Below are 23,084 nucleotides of genomic sequence, written 5' to 3' on the forward strand. Positions count from 1 at the left end.
GATCCAATTTATAGCTCATAAGTAAGTTTTTTAGTTTTAATTTAGATATAGAGATTAAAATACCTTACTCTTAAAAAATTGTCAGATAAATACTATTAGACTCCAACTTTCATGTAAGCAGAATATCTTTCATTTTGAATTGTAAAACACTTTAAATGTTTCATTTTTCCATTTTAACATGCATCAAACTAAAACTTATTTGATTGGATATATTATTTAAATATTATCAAAATTTAAAAACTTTAACCTACTGATATTCAACAAAAATAAAGCTTCCATAATAATTATTTAATTTTGTTAAAAATTAACTACCTTTACTAACGGTAATAATCCACTAATATCTCACCATAATATGTTTACAGAAGCTGATTTAATTTTAATAAAAGAGTGCTTACTAAAGAGAGTAAATGAAAATCTAAAAAAGTTTAGGAAGTACAGCGAAGCAGATTTAAATAGTTTGAAAATCGTTGAAAAAATTAACTTATTTGTTGGTGTTAAGCAAGCTTAATATGTCTTAACCAAAATTGATGAAAATTAGATCATTAGCGACACCTTACTTTCAATTGTTATTTAATTAAAGTCAATGTGAGAATGATGGAAAATCCCCCTATCTCACAGTATACAAACGCTTTAACGGAACGTTGAAAGTAACAGGTGCCCTTTTTATAAACTACCATAAAATTCCACAACTACCAACAAATACAAACTGTTTGGAACACAAATATTGAAGAATCAGCACACGAATATGTCTATGAACACTGCAAATTTACAGGTTGAAAAGCGCTTTTTTAAACTAAAATAACCATTCCATTAAATGGTTCCATTGTTTGATAATTTATAGATATGATAATTTTATCATCTTCAAAACTGCCAACTGCACCTGATGGTGAAACACATCCTTCTTCATTATCCATTAATACTTCGCCAATTGCAGTAGCTTTCATCTCATTATCGTATATTGCTACCCACGAATTATCAATTTTCTGAAAATCTTCTCTCTTAATTATAATTTTAGACATGTTACAAAGTTTGATTGTTATTAAAGGTAGACAAAATAACAATGCAAATAACTCACTATCAAATATTATAAGCTATCACAAAACAGCCAAACGAATAAAATTTAAGATGAAGGTATAATTAATTGCCAGAAGCTTATTTAAAGCTATAGCTGGCATTACTTTTGGTGTACTAAAAACACCAACATATCTTTCCACATGCTATGAAAAACATTTTTATACACTTTGCAATATTTTTGATTTCGATCCAGATAAATGTTTTTGCTCAAAACATGAAAATAAAAGATAATTTCAATTATCTTGTAAGAGAAGAAACTGGCGATTTAAATGCAGACGGTAAAAAGGACAGCGTTACTGTTTATATGGATACCATTGATAAAACGTATCCTTTAAAACTGCAAATTTTTCTATCGCAACCAAATGGAAAAACGGCATTAGTAGTTTCATCAACTCAAATTATAGAACCGCAATACCCTGCCGAAAAACACGGAGAATACAACGGGTACCAAATTCCGGATTTTAGAATTGAGAATGGATATTTATTGATGTGGAGTGAAATTAAAGGAGGAAATATTACTTACAAATTTAAGTATCAGAATGGAAATTTTGAATTAATCAATGTAGATAAATTAACGAATAATGCAACAAAAGGATATATTGACGAAAATACCTTATTTACCGAAACTAAATTTGATTTGATTACGGGATTGAGAATTGAAACTGATGATACGAATTCAGAAAAAATACTGAAGAATAACACTCGAAAAAAAACGATTTTGATTAGACCCTTACCTAAAATACAGGATTTAAAATTTTCTGACAAAGATCGCTACTAAAAAAATATGCTGAATTTAACCACTGCCAAAGAATTTTGGTAATTTTTATGAATCGCCAAGCAATTTTGTTTTGGGATGTTTGATCATACCGCCAACATGCATAAATAAATCGGGATAATATTGTTTAAAAATGGCTTCTTTTTCAAAGAACAATTCTATTAGAACAGAAATCAACTCTAACCGATTGGTAAAAGCATAGGCACGAATAAAATCTATTTGGCTGATTCTAATTTTATGCTGGGGTACTTCCATCCATTCATTAACTAGCTGAAAACCTTTTTTAAATACAGCTGCATCAGGATGTTTAGAATACGTTTGCAACATTTCAAAACTTAAAGCATGAGTGAATTCGTGTAAAGCAACATCTTTACCATCTTGATTATAATAAATATCGCGTTCATATTCATCTAAAGCCAACATAATGGTTTGCATTTTCGGATTAAAATGTCCGGTGTGGGTTTCATCTAAATGAGGAAAATATTGAGCTGTTGGATAAACAACGATGTTATTAAAAGTGTTGATCAAAAAATTATTATAACCCAAAGTAAGCTTTACATAACTTGCTGCAATTGAAACTTTATGTGCGTTGGTTAAGGGTGCATTTTCTTTGCATACAAAAGCGTATTGTTTTAGAAATTTTAAAATACGTTTGCTGAAATTAATCTTAAACTTGTGAGGCAATTGATTAAAAATGGGAAAAACTTTAGAAATATCAGCTGAAAACTGATGAATAAGTTGTTCTGGAGCAAGTTTCAACTGAAAATTTCCATTAGTTGTATTTAAACGGTAACGATCATAAAATAGACGAGAGCCTGTAAAAAACATATTTTTTTATCAAGATACTAAAATCTAAATAAATTTAAAAATTATACCTTCTAAATGTATATCATATTAAACAGATTCTTCTTTTGTTGGATTTTAATTTATAGTTGTTTTTAAAGTTTACTATTTTTAAATTTAAGCATGTAAACTGTTCCGAACAAACAGATAAATGCCGAAACATATATAATAATTGGTATACGATCTATATAATCTTGAAAGTACCAGCCTGCAAACAAAGCACCAAGTCCAATACCAGCTTCCATTGCAATATACATGGTAGCCATTGCTTTCCCCCGTTCATTTGCCTTACTAAAATCTATAGTCCATGCATTAAGAGCCGGAGAAAGAATTCCGGTTGCTATTCCATACATCAAACCACCAATAATTAATCCTGTTTTTGAGTCGATAGAAGCCAAAATAAGTAAAGCAAAGATTAAAAGTATCAAACCTAATTTTATTACCAAAACCCGACCTTTACGATCTGATATTTTCCCTGCAAAAAAACGCACCATCATTGATGATATGGTAAAAACGATGAAGAAAACGCCTTTATTCTGAATACCTAAATGTGTTGTCCAATCGGGAATTAAAGTAAGTATAGAACCATAAGCAATGTATGAGAGAAAGGTAATTAAGGCCGCCGGTAAAGCATCTTTAGCAAAAATATCGCTCTTTGAGATTTTTAACAGAGAAAGAGAAAACTTTTCTTTTTGTTGTAGTGTTTCCTTCATATTGAACAAAATGGCAATAGACAACAAAGCCAAAACAGACGAGCAATAGAACATAACATTGATAGATGAATATAGTGTAATGGTACTGCCCAAAGCCGGACCCATAGCCATACCTATGCTAAAACAAATACCATGCAGCCCCAAGGCTTCGCCCCAACGCTCATGCGGAATAATATCTGCAATGTAAGCTGCGGTAGCCGTAGGTTTAAAACCAGTGGAAAAACCATGTACCAAACGTAAAAATAAAAATCCGGAAACGGTTGTTAATAACGGATAAAGTATTCCGCAAACAAAACAAACTATAGAACCAACAGCCATAATTGGTACACGCCCTATTTTATCTGTCAGTTTACCACTAAAAGGTCTGGAAATCCCTGCTGTTAAAGTAAATAAGGCAACAATGAATCCTTTGTACTCTCCTCCACCCATACTGCTTAAATATGCCGGTAACTCTGGAATCATCATGTTAAAACTCGCAGAAAACAACAGCGAACTTAAACACATTAATATAAATTGAGGATTGTAAAGCGGATCCGAACCCTGTTTGCTTCTAATAGCAGAAAACATATATACTTTTTTTGCAAAGGTACTTTATCTCCTTTAAAAATAACTAAAATCCGAATCTAATCATCCAATCCTTAAAACTACTTGGAAATAATAATTTTATTGTTTGTAAGACTGCTATATCCAGACTGCATGTTATCTTGATTATTTCCGTTATGATATGAGTCGGAAGGAATGATTCCGATAGAAACTAAATATTATACATTCCAGTAAATGAAAACTTTGAGATGATTTAAAAATCTACATTGTTGATCATCAAATATTGAAAACTACTATTGGAAAAGAAAGTATATAAAGGAGGAATTTAACTTTTGGCACTTTAGCGTATCCATATTTTTTCATGAATGCTTCCCTTATCTGTATGTATAATCAACAAATAAATTCCGGAAGACACTCCGCTTACATCCAGCTGCCTATTCGTGGTTTTGTACATTTTTACTACCTTCCCACTAATATCCAGCAACCGGATACCTTTAATTTCAAAATTATCCTGATAAGTAATGTTTATAATCTCATTTGCAGGATTAGGAAATATCTTAAAGTTTGCTTTAAGAAGATCTTTTGCGGTTGACAGCGGGGTAAAATGAAACTGCAGTTCATCAAGCGTTAGAAAATGAGCCAATTCACAGCTGGTACCGCCAGAGCCATATCCTTTTGATTCAAACCATATACTTACCGAATCTGGTACTACCGAAGTATTGGGGTAATTTACAGACAAGGAAAAAGGCTGGTAAATATCGGACTTGGTATAAGTCAGAGAATCATGAGTTAACTTTTGTGCAATACCTGCTACATTTTGATAGGTAACGATATGCAGTAAGGAATTTTTTTTCAATGTATCATTGGCAACAAAAGAATCGACCTGATATTTATAAAAACCCGAAACACCATAAATTTTACTATTCAACTTTACTTTGGGTATTTTAGTATAAGTATATTCTGTACTTCCCAAAGCCATTACCCCCTTTGAGCCGTGATACCACATACTAATAATAGCTGCATATGTTCCACTATAAGCGTCGGTAGTACGCATAATTCCGTGTACCCTTGCCGACCAAGCGTCTATTATCTGATTATCGGGAACACTACCAGCCATAAAAACAGTTTCGGCATTTTGTATTAGGTAGGTATGGCAGTTTAAGCCGGTTGAAGAAGCAGAAAGACTGGTAAAAGTTGTATTACCTGACCAGTTCTCAAACCCCAGATTATAATTTTGACCGTATGAAATTACTGCAAACAAAACAGTAATTGCAAATAAACAAATATTTTTCATAATCATTAAAACAAACACACTAATTTAGTAAAATAAAAGATATATTTTTATTTTAAGACAAAAAAACCTAACAAAAGATTTACCTTCTGCTTTCGATGATTTTTTTTTGGTGAACCTGTAAAATGATCGGAACAACCTTTTGCGTTTGGGAGACGAACAAATAAAATTAGCAAACAAGCATAATAGTGAATTTTGAAGGAATGCTGACTATTTTGACTTTTAGCAAAATGTATGTCCTACCAAAATACAGTTCACATCTATAATTCTAAATATAAAACTCCAAGTTCCAATCTTAATCACACACAATTTTGTGTATAAACAGTTAAATACTCAAGTTAATCTGAACATAAAATTAAACATTCGCTGTAATAGTATCGCGCTATTCTATGATTTTCAAACTTTTGAATTGTAATTTAGTATCATTTTTTCACAATTATCATAATAACATAAACATGTTATTAATTTTTAAAAAACAGCGAAAAATTGTTATACAACTGATATGTATTTTATTTAGCTTTATCATTCTTACATTTTTCCAATTAAAATACTACGAAAAAAACCTGTGAATGTAATTAACTTTACTTACAGGTTTTTGGATGAATTATTATATTTGAAATTTCACTGTAAGATTAAACAGTGAATGAGATTGAATGTTAACTATATTTTTTTGTGATTCTAATTTTTCATTTTCTAGAAATCAGTCGGTTTATATATTTTTCCTGATTGTATTTTCAGGAATAGAAATAATAACTTCTACTCCTTGTTCATTGCTGTTAAGGGTAAAAACAGCCTGGAATTTTTTCATTCTGTTTTTCATATTATTAATTCCCAATGTATTTTGTTTGGAAATTAAACCAAATCCTTTTCCGTTATCCTTTATAATAATACATAATTTTTCTATTTCCTTATAAATATATAAATCTACCTGCGATGATTTGGCATGTTTAATAATATTTGTAAAAGCCTCCTGTATTACCCTGATTAATTCTGAACGAAATTCTATAGAGGTATTTACAAGTGAATAATTATCGATCTGTAAGTTAAGCTTATAATGGTTTTCGGGAAACGCTATTTGCCCCAGATGCGTTATATATTGGTAAAATATTTCTTCAGTGGGTAGTTGAGCCGTTTCAAAAAGATCATGGCTTTTTTTTGTACATTTTTAAATGCTGAATTCATCATATCCGATAACCGGGTTAGTTCTTCCCTTTTCCCTTCTTCTACAACATCCATAATCTGCAAATCAATATTATATTTAATCGCCGCAAGGGTTCCTGCTAAATCATCATGAAGGTTTTTTGAAAGACGTTCTTGTTCCTCTTTCCGCACTTCAGATTCAAACTGTTCCATTAATGTAATCTGGATATTGGCAGTTTCATTAAGGTCTTTGACTGCTTTTTTTATTTTTCGGTCTTTTAAACGCAATAGAATGATACTAACTGCAGCTACTACCAGCAAAAGCAGGCTTATTAAAATGATCCACAAATTCCTCTTCTTTTTTTCAGCCTCACTTCTTTCAAAAGCCAGCTTATGATGTTCTGCTTGGGTTTGTGCGTAAAGCAAATTATCCATTTCTTCTGCCTGCTCTGCCTGTACCTTTAAAGATTCAGCTAATGCAATATTTAATAATTCAGAAGCTTTTTCGTGGTTTCCTCTTATATTTTCTAACCTCGATTTGTACCTATTAAGTTTAACGCGCTGATTTTGGTCAAAATCAGGAATTTTTCTCAATTCCTCAATATAAAAAAAAGCACTGTCGGCCATTTTTATATCCAGAAAAAAATCTGCTTTCCAATCTAACAGGTTATAAGCGTATTCATCACCAATGATGTTCCCCTTTTTTAGCAAGCTTTCTATATTATTTAATGATAACTGTACAGCCTGTTTGTTATCAAGACTGCTTGCCCTGTAAAAATCAAAAGTCATAGTATAAAAATCAAGAACTTCTCTGGAATTTAATGAAAGTTCTGAATCTTTTTTAATGTTCTGAATTAAGGAATTAGCCAACTTAGTTGCTTTCTCTGCTTTTAGGATGTCCTTCTATCAAAATAGATACTGATAGCAGGATCTAAAATACGAAGTGCATCCATTGATTCCCAATAATATTTTTCAGGATTCTTTTTACCTTTTACATACAAATCCTGAAAAAAATTTTCATTTTTTTCGTAGGTTTCAATCTGCTTATCTTGCCTGTCTGTTAATCCATAAATAAACATTTTAACAGATAATTCAATAAAAGAGCGAGAATTGCCATCAATTTTATTTTGTTTGTTTACCTTCTCGGTATAAAAAATAGAGGCTACCCACTTACCGGATAAATACGCATTGTTCAACAAAATAATATAGTAATCACTTCTATATCCGCTATACTCGTCTTTACTCCATGCAATTTTTTCGTACTGCTTAAGATGATCAGACATTTTAGAAATACTGTAATAAACACCCTTATCTAATTCCGAAGCTGCCCAAGAATCAACCAGAGACATATAAACAGTATCATGCAGTTTACCGTTTACATACTTCTCTGTTATTTTTTTTAAATCATTATTTTTTTTTTTTTGGGGGGGGGGGGGGGGGGGGGGGGTTGGCTGTATTTTTGTGCATAAAATGTTGTTACACTACATAATGTAAAACATAAATAAAGTACTTTTTTTATCATACCTCTAAATTAAAAGACTGCTTAAATATATAACCTTGACTATTCATCAATTTAAAAACTTTTTTAAAATTAGATTATTCTTATTTATTATTGATAAAAAAAAGACCAATAAATAAGAAAATTATAGCTGTGTTATCAAGCTATTTTTGTTAATTTTGAATTGGGCTAATATGAATCAGGTAAAATCTATTCCCCTAACATGATTGTATCAAAAATTAATGGTAATGAAAAGTCTATAGCTGTAATCTTAGATGATCATAAGATTTTTGGAGATTCCTTTTTAATGACCCTTGATAAGTTAAATCTTTTTAAATCTGTAAAGGCATTTTACAATGAAAAAGATTTTCTACATTTTGTAAAAGCTAATCAAAACGATCCTCTTTTTTTATTTATCGATTATTATCTTAAAGATCATAATTCTCTGGAAATTATTAGTACCGTTAAAAAATTAAGTAGGGAAATTAAGATTATAGTTATATCCAGTTTAACGAATCCACAACTTGCAAAAACCATTTTTGACTATGAGCCCGATGGTTTTATAAGTAAATCATCACCTGTTGATACCATTGTGGAATGTGTTTACGCAATTAACAACAGAAAAAGTTATATCTGTTCAGAAATCAAAAATATAATACGTTCGTTTGAAGAGTCCAAACAGATACCTTTTACAAAAAAAGAACTTTATCTTCTTAACTATTTTGCGCAAGGCCTCTCTATAGATCAAACTGCAGACAAGGTTTTTTTAAGCAGACATACCATTATTGCTCACCGTCGAAAAATGATGGAAAAAACCAATACCCGTTCTATATCTGAACTTTTAGCATATTGCAGACAATTAGACATCATTTAGTTTTCAAGTATTATGAGAGCACTATCATTATTTTTCCTATTAAATATTTCCGTATTATCTGCACAAAATAAAGATTCGGCTCCCAATTCCTACAAGAAAATGCATACAGAATATGTACGGGAGAAAACTCACGATACCGTTTATATGCGTAAGGTTAAGGAATTAAGCACAGATATTCTCTTTCAGGGTTTGTATATAAAACCTAATGAGTTGAGAGAATATTTAAAAACTTATGAAAAAATTGCCTTTTCGAACAAAGAATATGAAAAGTACCGCATTGATTACTACAGAATGTTTTTAAGCAATGCCGCTTTATTTCAAAAAAGAGGCGAAGCCATGTATTTTGCAGAAAAAGTAACAAGGGAATATGCTTTACAAAACCAACATTCGTTAAGTGAATCAGCACATAAAATCAAAATCTTTGTTACAAGTGCGAATATTGAAAAGGTTATAGAGACATACAACAAAGAAAAGAAGTTCCTTAAACGTATTCCCTATCTCCTGTCAAAAGACAGTATCAATTCAAATATTGCAATTGATGCTTTTCACATACTCTCACCGGTGAGCGCATCATATAATCAGTTGGGTGATTCTAAAAATCTTTCTGAAATATATAATCTTTCTGTAAAAATAATCAATGAACTTAAAAAAAAGAATTTAGACAGTAATGATCTATTTTCTATGGATCTTCATTTACTGGAACAGAAGTTTTTTATATCTTTTGTTAACAAAGATTACAAAAGGTGCAGCACCATTCTCAACGAGATTGAAAAATTAAAAAATAATTACAAAAGCAAAACGGATATCACCTGGCTTGAACATGCGCTTACTGAATGGAAGATAGATTTTTATTTAAAAGCCAATAAAGTTGACAGTGCGCAATATTACATAAAAAAATATAACGATCTCCCTCAAATTTCTCAAGATATAAAAGAACGCATCTTATCTTATTCCGCCCAAGTAAATTTTATTAAAGGGAATTATAAAGAAGCCTATCTGCAACTGCAAAAAGCAAATGTTATTGGCGACAGTATAAAAACAAACCTAACCGGTGAACTTGACGATTTACTGTATTCTTACACCAAAGCCGAAGATACACAGAATGCTTTAGTACTGGCAGAAAAAACTAAAAGCAATCAAAGACTGTTGTTTATTTGTATTTCTATTGCTTTTGTTATTGTAATTTTCTCGATAATATGGTTTAGAGTAAGAAGAAACAGAATTATTCAGAATAAAATTGCAAGTTTAAACAATATTGCCAACATTCAAATAGCTACTATGGAAGAAATGACTTTTCAGGCAGTAAAACAAGAACAGATTCGTTTGGGCGAAGATCTTCACAATTCAACAGCTTCAAGCCTGTCTGCCATAAAATATCAAATCGAATCTCTTTTAATGGAAAATGATTCCATTGACTACAAACCACAGTTAACAACAATATTAAAATATGTTACTGATGTTTACAAACATACACGTAGTAAAAGTCATGAATGGTATTCTTTATCAGAAAACAAGGCCGAAGTTTTATTCTACCAACAAGTTTATACCAATCTTGAAATGTTTTTCCCTTCTAATCATTACAATAAAAAAGTAGAAATAGATCAAAATGTGTTAGAGGATATAAGTTCCGCTAAGAAAATAGAACTTTTAAAAGTAATACAGGAAGCATTGTCAAACATTATTAAACATTCAAAAGCACGTACTATTTCACTAATGATTTTTAGAGAGAATGACAACTCATTTGCGTTAATAATCAAAAATGACGGTAAATTTAATACGCAAAAAGAAAGTAATGGTTTAGGCATAAAATCTATAATTTCCCGAATATCCACTATGAAAGGAAATGTAAAGATTAATACACAAGATGGTTTTGAAATTTATATAAATATACCTATCAATTAAGCATTTTTTTATGCTTCACAAAAAATCTGTTCTTTTTTCCATTTGGCAACGGTATTTCTGCTTAATTTAAAATGAGATGCCAGCTGAATATTATTCAGTCCGTGTTCTTTCTGATATTTAAGGATATTTATCACCGTATCTTTGTCATACGCCTTAAACGACTGATTCTTTTTTAAAAGATCTTTACTCTTCTTATTAAAAATCAGCTCGTTTAAACGAATTACATCTAAAGATTCAATTATGGGTTTGTTCAGAATGCTTTCACATAATTGTTTTTTTTCCGGATATTTTTTGTCCAGAAGATCGGTGTAAATTTTCTTATAATTCGGTATCATTTTTGTTCGTATGCTTTTGAATCCAACGAGTAACCGTTGTTATGGGTATGTTATATTCTTTTACAATTTCACTAACGGTTTTTTCTTTGTTTTGAAAAAGCTCTACTATAAATTCTATTATTTCAACAGTGTAAATATTTTTTTTAAATCTGGGAACTTTGCTGTCCGGATTTTTATTTTTAACCAGATACGTAGAAGAATACAGCATCAAGTGTTGTGAGTACAACCTGAAAAGATCATACTCCAAAAGCTTACTCCACAACAAAAGCAAATCGGAACTCAAATCTTTAGATTCATACATCTTCTTTATTTCGCCGTGTGGCTTTTTTAAGAATTTAACTATACGATCCTCATCTATATCTTTTTCAAGAACCAGATTTAAAATAATCTTACCAATATGTATATCTTTAAAATTATAGTGCATTTTGTAAGTAATTGTTTTGTTTTTTAGAAACCTAACCACATAATATGCCCAATTGTTGTGGTTAGGTTTTCTATAGCTGTTATGCAATAAATTATGAATCTAGAGTTGTCCGATATGGTGCTATACCAAATTCAAATTTTGTTTGTGAAGACGTAATTTTCCTTATTAATTAGACCTTTGCAGTATAACAGTATGATTGATTTACAACATGTTAAATTAACAGAAAAGAGAAGTAAAAAAAAATAACAATAATTTGCTATATTTTTAGAACCACTAATGTAGTTCCAAAAACTCTATGTCCATATTTAGAACACGATGTAAACTTAGTAGCGAATTTTATAAATACCGGAAACATACATCTGCAACCATTTTTATTAATATCTTTTGTTAACGAAATTTTCAATACATTTAAAAAACAAAAAAACGTCACAACGAGGTAACGCCTGTAAACTTTGAATACTTTTCTGACTTTTATATCTCCATAATAATAAATTCTGATCTATGGTTTGCCTGATTTGCTTCTTCGAAGCATATTGCTAAATCAGCTGTTAAAGACAATGAACCACGCGTTGTATATGCAGTTGCATTTAGTGAGTATTGCCAACCAAACTCACCCTGCGGGTAAACAATGACTTCTCAATTATTTTATTATACATAAATTCCTGATTTATCAACTTAATATTTAGATTGGCCATAACTATAACATAATTCAGTTTAACAATTACAACTGCATTTATCAGTACTTCTATAAGTCCTCGGTTATTAATACAAACTACCTACAGATATTTGCTATAAATCTTTTTCTGTTCAATTTTAAAACTAACTATCGAGTTGTATATGCTTTTTGCATTCAGTGAGTGTTAACAATAAACCTCACCCTATGGGTGTACAATCACCCTCAAAATATTTTACCATCAGGCAGTAATTAGTTCAATACCTGCTTTATCGGCTTTGTACTTTATCTTTGTTAGCAGTTCATGATAACTCCAGTTACGCAATAAGAATTGTTCCTCCCTTACGATATCCGAGTTTTCCTGCGCATCTAAAAGCACAAGCGTCGCTGCCTTATTTTCTATGCAAAAATCAATCAGCCTTTTACTGTATTCATGCAACCGTGTTTTTATATAATTACTTTCAGCATCGCTAAACCTCTCTAGCGCTTTTAACTTTCTATCTCTGCCCTTACCACCTTTGCAATAAGGTACTCCCGACATGGTTCTGGCACGCGCAGCCTGGATCGCCAGTCTTCTGTGTAAAAATTCTTCCTTGTTGCCGATCTGTAACCTATTCTTACCGATTTTAACAGATATTGGATATTCTATCGACAACGAAGCTTCTGCAACGATTTCAGGTTTCAGGCTGTGATCTTCTTTAGGAATTTCAAAAACCGGCAGCCAGAATATTTTTCCCTTTTCAATTTTAATTTTCGACCTGCAAAGTTTTACTTTCCCAATTATAAGCTGTTCCAATAGTTCGTGTTTTCCGAAAGAACCCCTTCCCAAATAGGTTTTTAAAGGAATTTTAAATAAGCGGAAACAATACGCTTTTTTCTCTTCATTGTATTGGAACTGCCTAAAACCTTCTGTTCCAAAAGGGAAAGCCATGTTTTGTTTGAAATTCTGTAATGAGCGGGTACCGTTCAAATAATCCATATAGTTATTTTTAAATGCCCCCATAAGTTCGTAATTAAGATAAGCAAGTATGTTAACCGGTATTTCTCCTTTAAAACGATTACTCAACATCCTATAAATACTATTGCTGTACGAACACTGCAAGATACCTTCGGTGTCCTTCTTTTCATCTACCAGTTTGTATTTTACACCTTCAGACAGATAGAGAAAATCTTTTATCATTATCTGCACATACAAATGACTCACAATAAGGTTTGCTGCACGAAGGCTTCTGTCCTGCCATCTGTATAGTATTTTCTTTGCTTCTTTTCTTTCCTCAGCCGTTGGCAGATCTACCGTTAACCGAATTTTCCGTACTAGTTTCATTGTTGTCTTTTCCATAACAGAAAGTATTATACTGATTGGTTCTGATGTTGATTTGTGAACTTATAGGCGGCTATAAATTCCTCTTGTACCTCTTTCTGGGTAAGGTTGAGTTCCCGTGCAATTGCTGCAAACGAGCACTTCATTTCGATCCGTAGTTTTAATACCTGAGACTGTCTTTCGCTCATGGTTTGTACCTTATATTCAGATTCAGCCTTTTCTTTTTTCCTTTCAAGCACAGTACGCCGATCAACGATTTTTTTAATATCTTCTACTGCCCGTTGTACCTCGTTAACGGTTTCCCTAATACCCTTACCTGTTACCTGAGCAATTTCTTTGTACCGGAAACCATATTTCAAACAAAGATTGATAAGGTTCCTTCTTTCCGGACGAATCAGCGGTAATACTTTATTTAACTGATCGAATAATTCTTGCTGTGAATCCTGATCCTGCAAATTCACAACTGAATCTGCCGGATCATATCCCGCCAGATAGTCCTTATAATTTTCGTACTTCTCAAACGAACTGACGGTTGTTCTGAAAAATTGGTTCCTTGGTTTGTAATAATGCTCGTAGCAGCTTCTTTTCATCACAAATCTCAGGAAAAACAAAATATGCATAGGATCTTCTATCTTTTCACGATAATTCCATAATTTTAAAAAAGTATCCTGTACCAAATTCTCTACAATAAATTCGTCATCAATTATCTTTCTGCCTAACCAAAAGATCCTTCTGTTGTATTGGGCATGAATTTTTCCTAAAGCAGCGGGATCGCTTTTTTTTAATAATTCAAAATTTTTTTCCAGCATAATGGGGTGATTTTTTAATTATACTCTTTTTTAATCGAATTAGGCTTCAGTCTCTTTCGATTTTCATTCTCCATAATTCGTAATTGATATATTCGGTTTCTCTGTACTTTTCATGCCCGAAAAGTACCAAAAGTGCTTTTATTGCGGCGATCTTCTAATCGGTCGAAATTCACTTTTGAAGCTACCAGATCGAAACGTCGCTACGCTCCCCGATCTGCTTACGCTCCAGGCAGTGTTTCGACGCTCGATTAAAACCTCATACCGCTGAGTTTCTAGTCCTTTTTCAATTTCAAATCAAAACCCTAATACTGTACAATTCCCGATTTAAAACCGACATTATTTTTTCAGCGAACGTCAAATAAGTGGAAATTTCCGTGAATAGAAATGCTGTTTGAGAACTTGTTCGAGTTTATTTCTTTTAGGAAATAAGACTTTATTTGACCGTTGAAAAAATAGAGTCTTGATCTTTTGTATCTTTTACATCAAGTTAAAAGTTAAAGAAAACTGGCAAAGCAGAATTTTCTTTAATCTCTCTTTTTTTTTTTTTCAATTATCAATTGACTATGCACTCTGTCATGCTGCACCTGATGCAGCATCGCATCTAGTTTTCCGCACAGTTTGTAATCTTGAACAGAGTGAAAGATCTCTTTCGATTCTCAATCTCCATTGTTCCTGATTTATACACTTCGGTTTTTCTATTCTTTTGAAAGATCAAAAGAATCAAAAATCTTTTCTTTTAATCTTGCCCCAGTTCAAAAACAGTTGAACTGTTCCTCGTTCGCTAGATGATCGAATTTCGCTACGCTCCGATCATCTTACGCTCTCATCGTCGGCTCAACTATCGTTTTATGAACTAATGGCGCTTTAATCCTCCTAATTATACTATTCAATTTTCAATCAAAAATAAGATAGTACTATTTCACTTAATCATGCTGCACTACGATGCAGCATCTAATTCAGTTTTTCAGTTTCAGAATTTCTATTGTTCATTTGCCTTGATGCAAAACGAACCAAAAAATCAAGACTTTACCTTTTCAACGGTCAAAAAGTATTTTTACCGTTTGTTTTTAATTTGTTATCTTTAACTGTTTTTTCTTCTTAAAAACAGCGATTTTTCCTTTTTTGAATTTTCCGTATTTTCTGACTAAATTGAAATATTTAGAATAATTTACTGTTTTTTATTGTTTATACCGAAAATCTAGTTCATGCTCTATCTATGCTTTATCCATACAGTATCTACTTAGTATCCCCGCTGTTGAGATTTAGAATATTTTTCGGTTTGGCATTTTGTCAAAATGCTTCAAAATCATCTCTTTTTCTGTACTTTTTACAGACAAAAAGTACCAAAAGTCTTTTTTTGCGGCGATTTTTTAATCGGTCGAAATTCACTTTTGAAGCTACCAGATCGAAACGGTGCTTTACACCCCGATCTGATTACGCTTCATGCAGCGGTTCGACGCTCGATCAAAACATCATACCGCTGGTTTACAGTCAATCCTTGTTTTCATTTAAATTCTTCAGCTTGTTACTATTCTATTGTCAGAGCCTGTTTTAACTTAATAGCGCTTCATTTCCTACTTAGACTATTTTGTTTTCAATCAAGAACTCTGCACTATAATAAGTATTACTGTATTGTAACGCTGATAATATTATTCATAATAATCTTTTTGAAGCTCCTGCGTTACGACCTTATTAATTAAACATTTGATTTGGAAAATAGAAATAAAGGCAATACTTTTAAAGTGCGAGTTTATAAGTTAAAATGTCCTATCTCTATGGTGCCAAAGCAATAAGGTACACTATATACGGCGTTGGCTTTTGTGTATGACGAACTATTGCAGTTCTACCACACGGTAAGCCTGTTGCTGTTATATAACTTTTGGTGCAGGAGCAACAAAAAGGAAAAGTTCAGTACCGCATTAAGGCGGACGGGTTATGGCTGTATGTACAAATTTCGTTCTCATAAATTAAGATTTTATGTGGTTATGGAACGATGTTTACGGAGTATGAATAATTCTTTGCAGAAAAAAGCAAGGAACGGTTTCACACTTTAGTACCGAGGGCGACCAAACCCAGCTTTAAAACCTAAAGGTTAAAAAGTTACTACCTAAAGCATATGTGAAAACCGCCCATGCCGTATACGAAAGTACAAAAACTTTTAAGACATGGAGCGATTTCACGATACTCTCGATAGTAAAATTGGTCGTTTCGATTCGAGATAACATCGTTTTAATTTGTCTTTGCAGACTCATTATCAATTCGCTAACACAAATATAACAATATTTTTTAAAAACCCAACAAGTTGGGTTAAATATTTTAATAAAAATGATAAAAGAAATTATTTTTGAAACTTCGCAATTTGATTTTGACTTAATTAATCATATTAAGCACTTACGTAAAAGCAAAGGTTATACACAGGATGAATTGAGTCTAAAAATGGGTGTTGCTAAAAGTTTTGTAAGTAATGTAGAGTCATATACACAACGCCACAAATACGCTACCCGTCACCTGACCCTTTTAGCTAAAGCCTTTGGTTTTAATAATATTTCAGATTTATTGAAGTTTCCTACTCCGGGATACGATAAAATAAAAGTAACGGTACAGCAAACTTATAATGAAACAGGAACTAAAGTAATCAAGAGCGAAGTAATGAAAATTGAACCTATTAATTAAAATATACTTAAAAATTTTACAATACTCTATATTAAAAAACAAATGGAAAAACCGCAGAAAACTCAAGTTTTGAAAGTAATTTCAGGTTAATATTTATAGTATAGATAATCATAAAAACTTCAGATACTAAATGTTAGCTGTAATTTTTAAACAACAGGATACAAAATGAAATTAAATACAATTCTATTACTTTTGCTGCTGACAAATTCACTTTTCGCACAGAAAGCAAAGATTGAATTCTTACCCAACCTGCCGTATGACAAGTACGAACTTAAAACTAATCAAGATACTACAACATTCTATCTTTCCGTAACATCGAGTAAATCTAATTTGCCCTTAATTGTATATGTGCAGGGTTCGGGAATGAATTCTCTGTTTACAAAATATCAAAACGGACAAATAAGACCTGAATACGGACATATGACATGGTATAATGCAGGCCAGGAAAAATACCGGATATTAGTTGTTGAAAAACCTGGAGTAAAGTATCTACAATCAGGACCATCTAAAAATTTTGACACCAAATTTTCCCTCGAAAGTTTTAGTAATAGTATTGTAAATGCTATTAACTATACCACCCAAAATGAAAAAATTGATACAACTAAAATTCTGATTGCAGGACATTCTGAAGGTGGAATTGTTGCATCAAGGGTAGCTAACCTCATGAAAAACAAAATTTCCAACGTAGCCGTTATGGCAGGAGAAGGTCTTTCCCAATTGTATAGTTTATATAAATTTGCTGACGACGGAACATTTTTTAGTACAAAAGAACATAATATGCCTACTTCCGAACAAAGGATAAAATACCTCACAGATAAATGGAAAGATATTTTAGCAAATCCCAATAGCACTGACAAAATGTTTTGGGGATTTACCTACTTACGCTGGTCAAGTATGTTAAAAACTTCAGTAATTGACGAACTGGCAAACTACAATGGAAAAATATTAATTATACAGGGGACTTCAGACAAAGCTGTACATCCGGAAAATGCTATTTCTTCTTACACAGCTTTGCTATCTAAAGGGAAACAAGTAGAACTTAAAGTCATTGAAAAAGCGGACCATTCTTTTAATATTTCTGATAAACCAGATATTGACGGATGGAAGTCTGCCATTGAAGATATAATTAAATGGTTTAATTAATAAAAACTATGGCTAATAATTAATATTCCGTGTTGTCTGCAAAACAAGGTAAAAGCCTGTTGTCTAAGATATTCCAGCAGTAATTTTAGGATTACTGCTTTTTTATTACTAAGTATCCAGAAAATCGACCAAAAACCTATTTACTTGCTATTTAATTTTGCGATGTTTAATCGTTCACTAGCAAAAAAAACATTCTATCTGGTTTCAGCATCAATAAGATTACCATTTTTATATTAATATCGAAAATAAAAAAAGCGCTACCAAATGGTAACGCTTTTAAAATTCATAAGGTTCTCTGATTCTTACATCTCCAGAATAATAAACTCTGATCTGCGGTTTGCCTGATGTGCTTCTTCGCTGCACTTCACGCCGTCTGCACATTCGTTAATCAACTGACGTTCACCGTAGCCTTTTGCGCTTAAGCGCGATGCTTCGATGCCTTGTGAGATCAACCATTCTCGGGTTGATTTCGCTCGTCCGTCTGATAACTTGTCGTTGTATTTGTGTGATGCACGACTGTCGGTATGTGAACGGATGTCGATCTTCATTGTCGGGTATTCTTCCAACACCGCCAATACTTTCGCCAGCTCTGCTGCTGCATCAGGACGGATGTTGTATTTGTCCAGATCAAAGTAAATCGGGTTCAGTTTTAATACTTTAAACAAGTCGTCGCCTTTCTTCACCGGAGTTTTCACGCGTTCCAATACAATTGTATGTTCGGTTACGCCGCTTTCTTTGTTCATCTGCACAAAGTCTTCTTTGGTGGTGTACTCGTTCTTTTCTACTTTTAAACGGTAGCCTTCGCCACACTTGAATTCGTTGTTGAAAACGTAGCCGTCGTTCTGGTAGCGGTTGCTTGTTCCCAGTTCAGTGTACAATCTGTCGTACAACGTTACGTTGGCATCGGGTATGATGTTTCTTGTTTTAGAATCTACTACCGTTAACAATAACTTCTGAATACACTCTAACTGCAACGCTTTGCTTTCGTAAAAACTGTAGATATCGTCGTTTCCTTTACCTCCGTCACGGTTACTCGAGAAGAAGCCTTGTTTGGTGGTTGGATTGATATAATACGCAAAATCGTCTGCATTGCCGTTGATTGGTGCGCCCACGTTGTGGATCTCGCTCGGATTGCTGTTTCTGTCTAACTTCGTAGCATAAACATCTAATCCGCCTAATCCGATGCGTCCGTCGCTTGAAAAATATAATTCGCCTGTTTCGGTTACATACGGAAAGGTTTCACGCATTTCGGTGTTGATCGCCGATCCCATGTTCACAGGTCCGCCAAAGACTCCCGATGGATGGATCGCTACCTGCCATAGATCCGATCCTCCGAATCCACCCGGACGATCGCTTGAAAAATACATCGTTGCTTCGTCCTGGCTTAAGGTTGGGTGTGCCGTATTGTATCCGTCCATATTGAACGATAATTCGGTTACATTCTCCCACTTGCCTTTTACGTTTTCTGCGCGGTAGATTTTTAGGTTGGTGTTTTTGTTGGAATCGTACTTTCTTTCGTTGTCGATGTAGTTGTTTCTGGTGAAATACATCGTGTTTCCGTCTTTGGTTACCACTGCCGTTGATTCGTTCAAAGGTGATTTTACCTTGCCTTTTAATCGGGTTACCTTGTCGTCTTTTGTTGCGGTGCTGGCTACACTGTACAGACTGGTAAAGGCATCGCCCGTCCAGGTGTGTTCGCGTTTGTGCAAGCTGCCCGTGTCGCGGGCGCTGGTAAAGTACAGCTGGTTGTTGTGCACGTAGCTGCCGTAATCGGCGAACTGCGTGTTGGTTGCCAGGTTGTTTACCTGATCGTATCGGCCGGAATTTGCCTGAATCTGCTTTTTAAGTTCGGCTTCGTTCTTTCTTATCTGTGCAATCTGCGTGTTGCTGCCTGCTTTGCTTACAAATTGGTCGTAATAGCTTTTGGCTTCGGTTTCTTTGCCGGTGTGCTGCAAGGTTTGAGCATAGCGGTAGTAATACTCGCTTGCAGGTGCTTCGCTTGCGTATTCGGTAAATAAGCGTTCGTAGTGCTTTTCGGCTTCGGCATAACGTGCGTTAAAGTAGTAGGCATCGCCTAACTTTTCTAACAAATCTTTGCTTACGTAACCGCGTTTGGCTACTTTTTCGTAGATGCTGATGGCATCTATATATGCCCATTGGTCGTGTTCTTTATCGGCTTTCTTTAAGCCTGCCTGTGCCTGTGCGCCCGTGTTCCCCAGTAAAAAGGCGGTGAACAAGGCGGCTGTGTATATCCCTTTTTTCATATCCTTTGGTGTTAGAAGAAACGCGGCGAGTTCACGCGGCGGTATTTGTTAAACAATTCAAAGCGTACAAAGATCTCGTGCGAGCCGTTGTTGTAGTTGCGTAATGCTTTTATGTCGCTGTCGTAGCTGTAACCTATGAACATGCCGTCGGTTACCTGGAAACCTACCAAGGCACTCCATGCGGCATCCCAACGGTAAGCCCCACCAATGGTGAACTTGTCGTGGACCAGGAAGTTTCCGGTGATGTCTGCCTGTAACGGTGCGCCTTCTACTGCTTTTAATAAAAAGGCCGGTTTGAACTTCAACGTAGGGTTGATTTCAAATACGTGACCTGCCATTAAGTAGTAGTGCATCTTTTGCTGCATGGTACTTTGGATGTTGTTGTTGTATCTTGTACTTTCTAAAAAGCTTGGTGCCGAAAATCCTACATAGCTTTTTTCGGTATGCCAGTAGATACCTGCACCGATATTCGGTGTGAACTCGTTCTGTACATCGTTTAAAATCTGCGGATCGTTAGGGTTGTATTTGTTAAGATCCGAATACGCTACATTCAGTAAATTCGCCGATCCTTTTAATCCGAAGCTTAATTTGCTGCCGCGGTTGTTTAAATCTAACGTGTACGAGAAATCTACGCTTAACGTGTTTTCATCCATAACTCCCAAAGCATCGTTGACAAAGCTTACTCCAAGCCCGACTTTACTGTCGGCAATCGGGGTGTTTACCGAAAACGAGTTCGTCGTTGGTGCGCCTTCCAAGCCTACCCACTGGCTGCGGTGTAGTCCGAAGATGCTTAACGCTCCCCTGCTTCCTGCATACGCCGGGTTGATGTTGATCGTGTTATACATGTAGTTCGTGTACTGTGGGTCTTGTTGGGCGTGGGCCGATGTAAAGCTTACTAAAGCTAACAAGGCCGTTATTATTCCTGTTTTTTTCATTGCTTTGTGCTTTAATCGTTATTTTCTAAATGTAGGTAACCTACTTTTTTAACCCACTGGTTTTGTCCGTCACGATCGTACAGATATTCCACTACGTAGTAATATGTTCCTGTTGGTAGTTTTTCACCTTGGTTGACAATGGCTTTGCCTTGAGCGGTTCCGTTAAACACGTTGCCATTGCTGTCGTAACTGTGTGTTTCGTATACCTGGCGTCCCCAACGGTTGTAAATTTTTACATTGTTGTTTGGAAACTGGTTGATGTTGTCGATGATTAAATAATCGTTCATACCGTCGCCATCTGGTGTTACTCCGTTGTAGATGACTACTTCGCCCGGATTGATCAGTGGTTTTTTGATCGTTCCTAAAGTAAAGATTCCGAATCCGTCTACTTTTACTGGTGTGGTTACTGTTTGGTCGGCATGATTTACGATACCGCCTTCGTCTACCCACAGTTTCTGGTTTTCATCCCAGCGTACTACATGTAGCAGATCAGGGTTCGCCGTAAAACTTGGTGGCGTGGTACGTGTATCCCATGATAGGGTTACAATTACCGAATTGTCGGTTTTTACGCTTTGGTTGATGATCCAGTATTCTTTATCGTCTATTGCCTGCAGTACGCCTGTTCGGCTTGCATGCGGGTATTTGCTGTTGGAATTTTCAAACAGGTATTCGCCCGTGTAGATCTCTGATTCTTGTGCGGGTGCAGAGATGCCTGCAAAGCGGTAGTATCCACCATCACCAATTGGATATTTAAACCCTTCGTTGCCGTTTTTGGTGACTTCACCGTTTACGTGGCTGCGGTCTGATGTGTTGATGTGTCGTGCGCCTTTTAAAAATACAAAGGCTCCGCCTTGGACTTTGTCCATTAACACAACCCCGTTCATAAGGTTAACGGTACCGGCATTGGCGATATCGTTGGTTAAATGAAAGCTGTGCTCTGCGCCACTTTTGTTGAACAGCACGTCGTAAAAGCTGCTTGGTGAAGTTCCTTCGATCTTCTGCATGCCCGGCATCAGTCCTTCAAATACCACATAGCCTGTACGGCTGTTGGTGGTATAGCTGAAAAGACCTTCGTTATTGTAATGTCCGTAAAAGTGCATCGACCCGTCGTTCAAGACATCGCCCGTGGACTCGTTCTTGAAATCGAAATAAGTCGATACCTCGGTGCCCGGATCTACTTTTAATATCCCCTGGTTTACTGTTTGGGCACTGCCTAATAAAGGCAGTATTCCAAACAGGTGTATATATGCTTTTTTCATAGGTTCTCTATTTATTCAATCTTGAACTTGTTAACACTTCCGTACTTATTTAAGTTCTAAGATAATTTAAACTAATGTTCTATCTCCAATAATTCCAAACCAAACCGTCAAATACTGCCAGTGCTTTTCTATTGGTGTCATAGCACATCATTCCCGGATAAGGGCTTTTTACATTTAAATGCGGATTAGAAATTTTAGGTAAAACCAGGGCTTTGTTTGCAGATTCCAATACCAATACACCGTCTACCGTTGTAGCTCTGGATCCTATTACCGTTTGCTTACCGTTGTTAACAGTACCACTATATGGCGCAATGGGTACTGTTCCGGCAATATCGCCCACACCGGAAAGATTTACCCAAGCTCCATTTTGATACATTTTTAGTATTTTGGAAACCTTATCAAATAAAAACGTTCCATTTGCCGGAGTAGCGGGTAAGGTCTCTACTGCAGGCAGAATAATGCCTTTGGTAGTACCCGATGCAAAATCTAAAACCGAAGATCCGTCTGCTGTCTTTTTTCCTATAGCTGTTTGGGCAGTAGCTGAAAAGCAAAGTCCTAAACTTAAAATTGATAATGTGAAGTATTTTTTCATGAT

The 23,084-nt window shown here is 34.4% G+C and carries 21 protein-coding genes; 6 read left to right on the top strand and 15 right to left on the bottom strand.

The genetic code is table 11. From position 1 onward, the window contains the following. Positions 1 to 352: 352 nt before the first annotated feature. A complete protein-coding gene (locus F0460_RS16140) occupies positions 353 to 508 on the top strand; it encodes a hypothetical protein (RefSeq protein ID WP_190304095.1) in 156 nt (51 codons plus the stop codon). A 280-nt stretch (positions 509 to 788) separates the two neighbouring features. Here the strand turns inward: F0460_RS16140 and F0460_RS04900 are convergent, their stop codons facing one another. Further along, on the bottom strand, positions 789 to 1,019 hold the full coding sequence (locus F0460_RS04900; RefSeq protein ID WP_150010858.1) for a hypothetical protein: 231 nt from the start codon (positions 1,017 to 1,019) through the stop codon (positions 789 to 791). 269 nt (positions 1,020 to 1,288) lie between these two features. On the opposite strand from F0460_RS04900, the gene F0460_RS04905 reads away from it, so the two are divergent. After that, on the top strand, positions 1,289 to 1,852 hold the full coding sequence (locus tag F0460_RS04905) for a hypothetical protein (RefSeq protein WP_150010860.1): 564 nt from the start codon (positions 1,289 to 1,291) through the stop codon (positions 1,850 to 1,852). 45 nt (positions 1,853 to 1,897) lie between these two features. Here the strand turns inward: F0460_RS04905 and F0460_RS04910 are convergent, their stop codons facing one another. From F0460_RS04910 to F0460_RS04935, 6 genes are all read right to left on the bottom strand, one after another. After that, positions 1,898 to 2,677, bottom strand: coding sequence for a zinc-dependent peptidase (locus F0460_RS04910; protein WP_150010862.1), 780 nt, complete (start codon positions 2,675 to 2,677; stop codon positions 1,898 to 1,900). A 110-nt stretch (positions 2,678 to 2,787) separates the two neighbouring features. Then, complete coding sequence (locus F0460_RS04915) at positions 2,788 to 3,972, bottom strand: MFS transporter (RefSeq protein WP_150010864.1); 1,185 nt, start codon at positions 3,970 to 3,972, stop codon at positions 2,788 to 2,790. A 316-nt stretch (positions 3,973 to 4,288) separates the two neighbouring features. Further along, positions 4,289 to 5,242: a T9SS type A sorting domain-containing protein gene (locus tag F0460_RS04920; protein ID WP_190304096.1), complete on the bottom strand. Its 954-nt coding sequence runs from the start codon at positions 5,240 to 5,242 to the stop codon at positions 4,289 to 4,291. A gap of 706 nt (positions 5,243 to 5,948) precedes the next feature. Then, positions 5,949 to 6,347, bottom strand: coding sequence for a sensor histidine kinase (locus F0460_RS16435; protein WP_150011410.1), 399 nt, complete (start codon positions 6,345 to 6,347; stop codon positions 5,949 to 5,951). After that, on the bottom strand, positions 6,329 to 7,168 hold the full coding sequence (locus F0460_RS04930; RefSeq protein WP_150010868.1) for a sensor histidine kinase: 840 nt from the start codon (positions 7,166 to 7,168) through the stop codon (positions 6,329 to 6,331). Before F0460_RS04930 ends, F0460_RS16435 begins: the two co-directional genes overlap by 19 nt. A 101-nt stretch (positions 7,169 to 7,269) precedes the next feature. Beyond that, positions 7,270 to 7,728 carry a hypothetical protein gene (locus tag F0460_RS04935; RefSeq protein ID WP_150010870.1) on the bottom strand — a complete coding sequence of 153 codons (459 nt, stop codon included), beginning with the start codon at positions 7,726 to 7,728 and terminating at the stop codon, positions 7,270 to 7,272. A 372-nt stretch (positions 7,729 to 8,100) separates the two neighbouring features. On the opposite strand from F0460_RS04935, the gene F0460_RS04940 reads away from it, so the two are divergent. Both F0460_RS04940 and F0460_RS04945 read left to right on the top strand, forming a co-directional pair. Beyond that, positions 8,101 to 8,751, top strand: coding sequence for a response regulator transcription factor (locus F0460_RS04940; RefSeq protein ID WP_150010872.1), 651 nt, complete (start codon positions 8,101 to 8,103; stop codon positions 8,749 to 8,751). Between the two features lie 12 nt (positions 8,752 to 8,763). Continuing rightward, entirely contained in the window at positions 8,764 to 10,653 is a 1,890-nt protein-coding gene (locus F0460_RS04945) for a sensor histidine kinase (protein WP_150010874.1), read from the top strand. Positions 10,654 to 10,661: 8 nt separating this feature from the next. Here the strand turns inward: F0460_RS04945 and F0460_RS04950 are convergent, their stop codons facing one another. The 4 genes from F0460_RS04950 to F0460_RS04965 all read right to left on the bottom strand — a co-directional run bounded on the left by F0460_RS04950 (position 10,662) and on the right by F0460_RS04965 (position 14,215). After that, the gene (locus F0460_RS04950) at positions 10,662 to 10,988 is read right to left on the bottom strand and encodes a helix-turn-helix domain-containing protein (RefSeq protein WP_150010876.1); all 327 of its coding nucleotides are present in this window, start codon (positions 10,986 to 10,988) and stop codon (positions 10,662 to 10,664) included. Further along, a complete protein-coding gene (locus tag F0460_RS04955; protein ID WP_150010878.1) occupies positions 10,972 to 11,412 on the bottom strand; it encodes a transposase in 441 nt (146 codons plus the stop codon). Before F0460_RS04955 ends, F0460_RS04950 begins: the two co-directional genes overlap by 17 nt. 914 nt (positions 11,413 to 12,326) lie before the next feature. Next, positions 12,327 to 13,424, bottom strand: coding sequence for a hypothetical protein (locus tag F0460_RS04960; protein WP_150010880.1), 1,098 nt, complete (start codon positions 13,422 to 13,424; stop codon positions 12,327 to 12,329). A gap of 11 nt (positions 13,425 to 13,435) precedes the next feature. Beyond that, a complete protein-coding gene (locus F0460_RS04965; protein WP_150010882.1) occupies positions 13,436 to 14,215 on the bottom strand; it encodes an RNA polymerase sigma factor in 780 nt (259 codons plus the stop codon). Positions 14,216 to 16,540: 2,325 nt separating this feature from the next. Between F0460_RS04965 and F0460_RS04970 the strand changes: the two genes are divergently transcribed. Then, entirely contained in the window at positions 16,541 to 16,888 is a 348-nt protein-coding gene (locus F0460_RS04970) for a helix-turn-helix domain-containing protein (RefSeq protein WP_150010884.1), read from the top strand. Positions 16,889 to 17,053: 165 nt separating this feature from the next. Further along, positions 17,054 to 18,031, top strand: coding sequence for an alpha/beta hydrolase family protein (locus tag F0460_RS04975; protein ID WP_150010886.1), 978 nt, complete (start codon positions 17,054 to 17,056; stop codon positions 18,029 to 18,031). Positions 18,032 to 18,333: 302 nt separating this feature from the next. Here the strand turns inward: F0460_RS04975 and F0460_RS04980 are convergent, their stop codons facing one another. From F0460_RS04980 to F0460_RS04995, 4 genes are all read right to left on the bottom strand, one after another. Then, entirely contained in the window at positions 18,334 to 20,295 is a 1,962-nt protein-coding gene (locus F0460_RS04980) for an OmpA family protein (RefSeq protein ID WP_150010888.1), read from the bottom strand. 11 nt (positions 20,296 to 20,306) lie between these two features. After that, a complete protein-coding gene (locus F0460_RS04985; protein WP_150010890.1) occupies positions 20,307 to 21,230 on the bottom strand; it encodes a PorP/SprF family type IX secretion system membrane protein in 924 nt (307 codons plus the stop codon). 11 nt (positions 21,231 to 21,241) lie between these two features. Then, positions 21,242 to 22,489, bottom strand: coding sequence for a gliding motility-associated C-terminal domain-containing protein (locus F0460_RS04990; RefSeq protein ID WP_150010892.1), 1,248 nt, complete (start codon positions 22,487 to 22,489; stop codon positions 21,242 to 21,244). A gap of 79 nt (positions 22,490 to 22,568) precedes the next feature. Then, positions 22,569 to 23,081, bottom strand: a complete 513-nt coding sequence (locus F0460_RS04995; protein ID WP_150010894.1) for a hypothetical protein — start codon at positions 23,079 to 23,081, stop codon at positions 22,569 to 22,571. Positions 23,082 to 23,084: the final 3 nt, after the last annotated feature.

Origin of the sequence: Paenimyroides baculatum (assembly GCF_008629655.1) — a bacterium.
Classification (GTDB): Bacteria; Bacteroidota; Bacteroidia; order Flavobacteriales; family Flavobacteriaceae; genus Flavobacterium; species Flavobacterium baculatum.

Bases quoted from the DNA above. Each gene is read 5' to 3' on its own strand.
- F0460_RS16140 (WP_190304095.1), top strand. From the start codon at position 353: ATGTTTACAGAAGCTGATTTAATTTTAATAAAAGAGTGCTTACTAAAG.
- F0460_RS04900 (WP_150010858.1), bottom strand. From the start codon at position 1,019: ATGTCTAAAATTATAATTAAGAGAGAAGATTTTCAGAAAATTGATAAT.
- F0460_RS04905 (WP_150010860.1), top strand. From the start codon at position 1,289: ATGAAAATAAAAGATAATTTCAATTATCTTGTAAGAGAAGAAACTGGC.
- F0460_RS04910 (WP_150010862.1), bottom strand. From the start codon at position 2,677: ATGTTTTTTACAGGCTCTCGTCTATTTTATGATCGTTACCGTTTAAAT.
- F0460_RS04915 (WP_150010864.1), bottom strand. From the start codon at position 3,972: ATGTTTTCTGCTATTAGAAGCAAACAGGGTTCGGATCCGCTTTACAAT.
- F0460_RS04920 (WP_190304096.1), bottom strand. From the start codon at position 5,242: ATGAAAAATATTTGTTTATTTGCAATTACTGTTTTGTTTGCAGTAATT.
- F0460_RS04930 (WP_150010868.1), bottom strand. From the start codon at position 7,168: ATGACTTTTGATTTTTACAGGGCAAGCAGTCTTGATAACAAACAGGCT.
- F0460_RS04935 (WP_150010870.1), bottom strand. From the start codon at position 7,728: ATGTCTCTGGTTGATTCTTGGGCAGCTTCGGAATTAGATAAGGGTGTT.
- F0460_RS04940 (WP_150010872.1), top strand. From the start codon at position 8,101: ATGATTGTATCAAAAATTAATGGTAATGAAAAGTCTATAGCTGTAATC.
- F0460_RS04945 (WP_150010874.1), top strand. From the start codon at position 8,764: ATGAGAGCACTATCATTATTTTTCCTATTAAATATTTCCGTATTATCT.
- F0460_RS04950 (WP_150010876.1), bottom strand. From the start codon at position 10,988: ATGATACCGAATTATAAGAAAATTTACACCGATCTTCTGGACAAAAAA.
- F0460_RS04955 (WP_150010878.1), bottom strand. From the start codon at position 11,412: ATGCACTATAATTTTAAAGATATACATATTGGTAAGATTATTTTAAAT.
- F0460_RS04960 (WP_150010880.1), bottom strand. From the start codon at position 13,424: ATGGAAAAGACAACAATGAAACTAGTACGGAAAATTCGGTTAACGGTA.
- F0460_RS04965 (WP_150010882.1), bottom strand. From the start codon at position 14,215: ATGCTGGAAAAAAATTTTGAATTATTAAAAAAAAGCGATCCCGCTGCT.
- F0460_RS04970 (WP_150010884.1), top strand. From the start codon at position 16,541: ATGATAAAAGAAATTATTTTTGAAACTTCGCAATTTGATTTTGACTTA.
- F0460_RS04975 (WP_150010886.1), top strand. From the start codon at position 17,054: ATGAAATTAAATACAATTCTATTACTTTTGCTGCTGACAAATTCACTT.
- F0460_RS04980 (WP_150010888.1), bottom strand. From the start codon at position 20,295: ATGAAAAAAGGGATATACACAGCCGCCTTGTTCACCGCCTTTTTACTG.
- F0460_RS04985 (WP_150010890.1), bottom strand. From the start codon at position 21,230: ATGAAAAAAACAGGAATAATAACGGCCTTGTTAGCTTTAGTAAGCTTT.
- F0460_RS04990 (WP_150010892.1), bottom strand. From the start codon at position 22,489: ATGAAAAAAGCATATATACACCTGTTTGGAATACTGCCTTTATTAGGC.
- F0460_RS04995 (WP_150010894.1), bottom strand. From the start codon at position 23,081: ATGAAAAAATACTTCACATTATCAATTTTAAGTTTAGGACTTTGCTTT.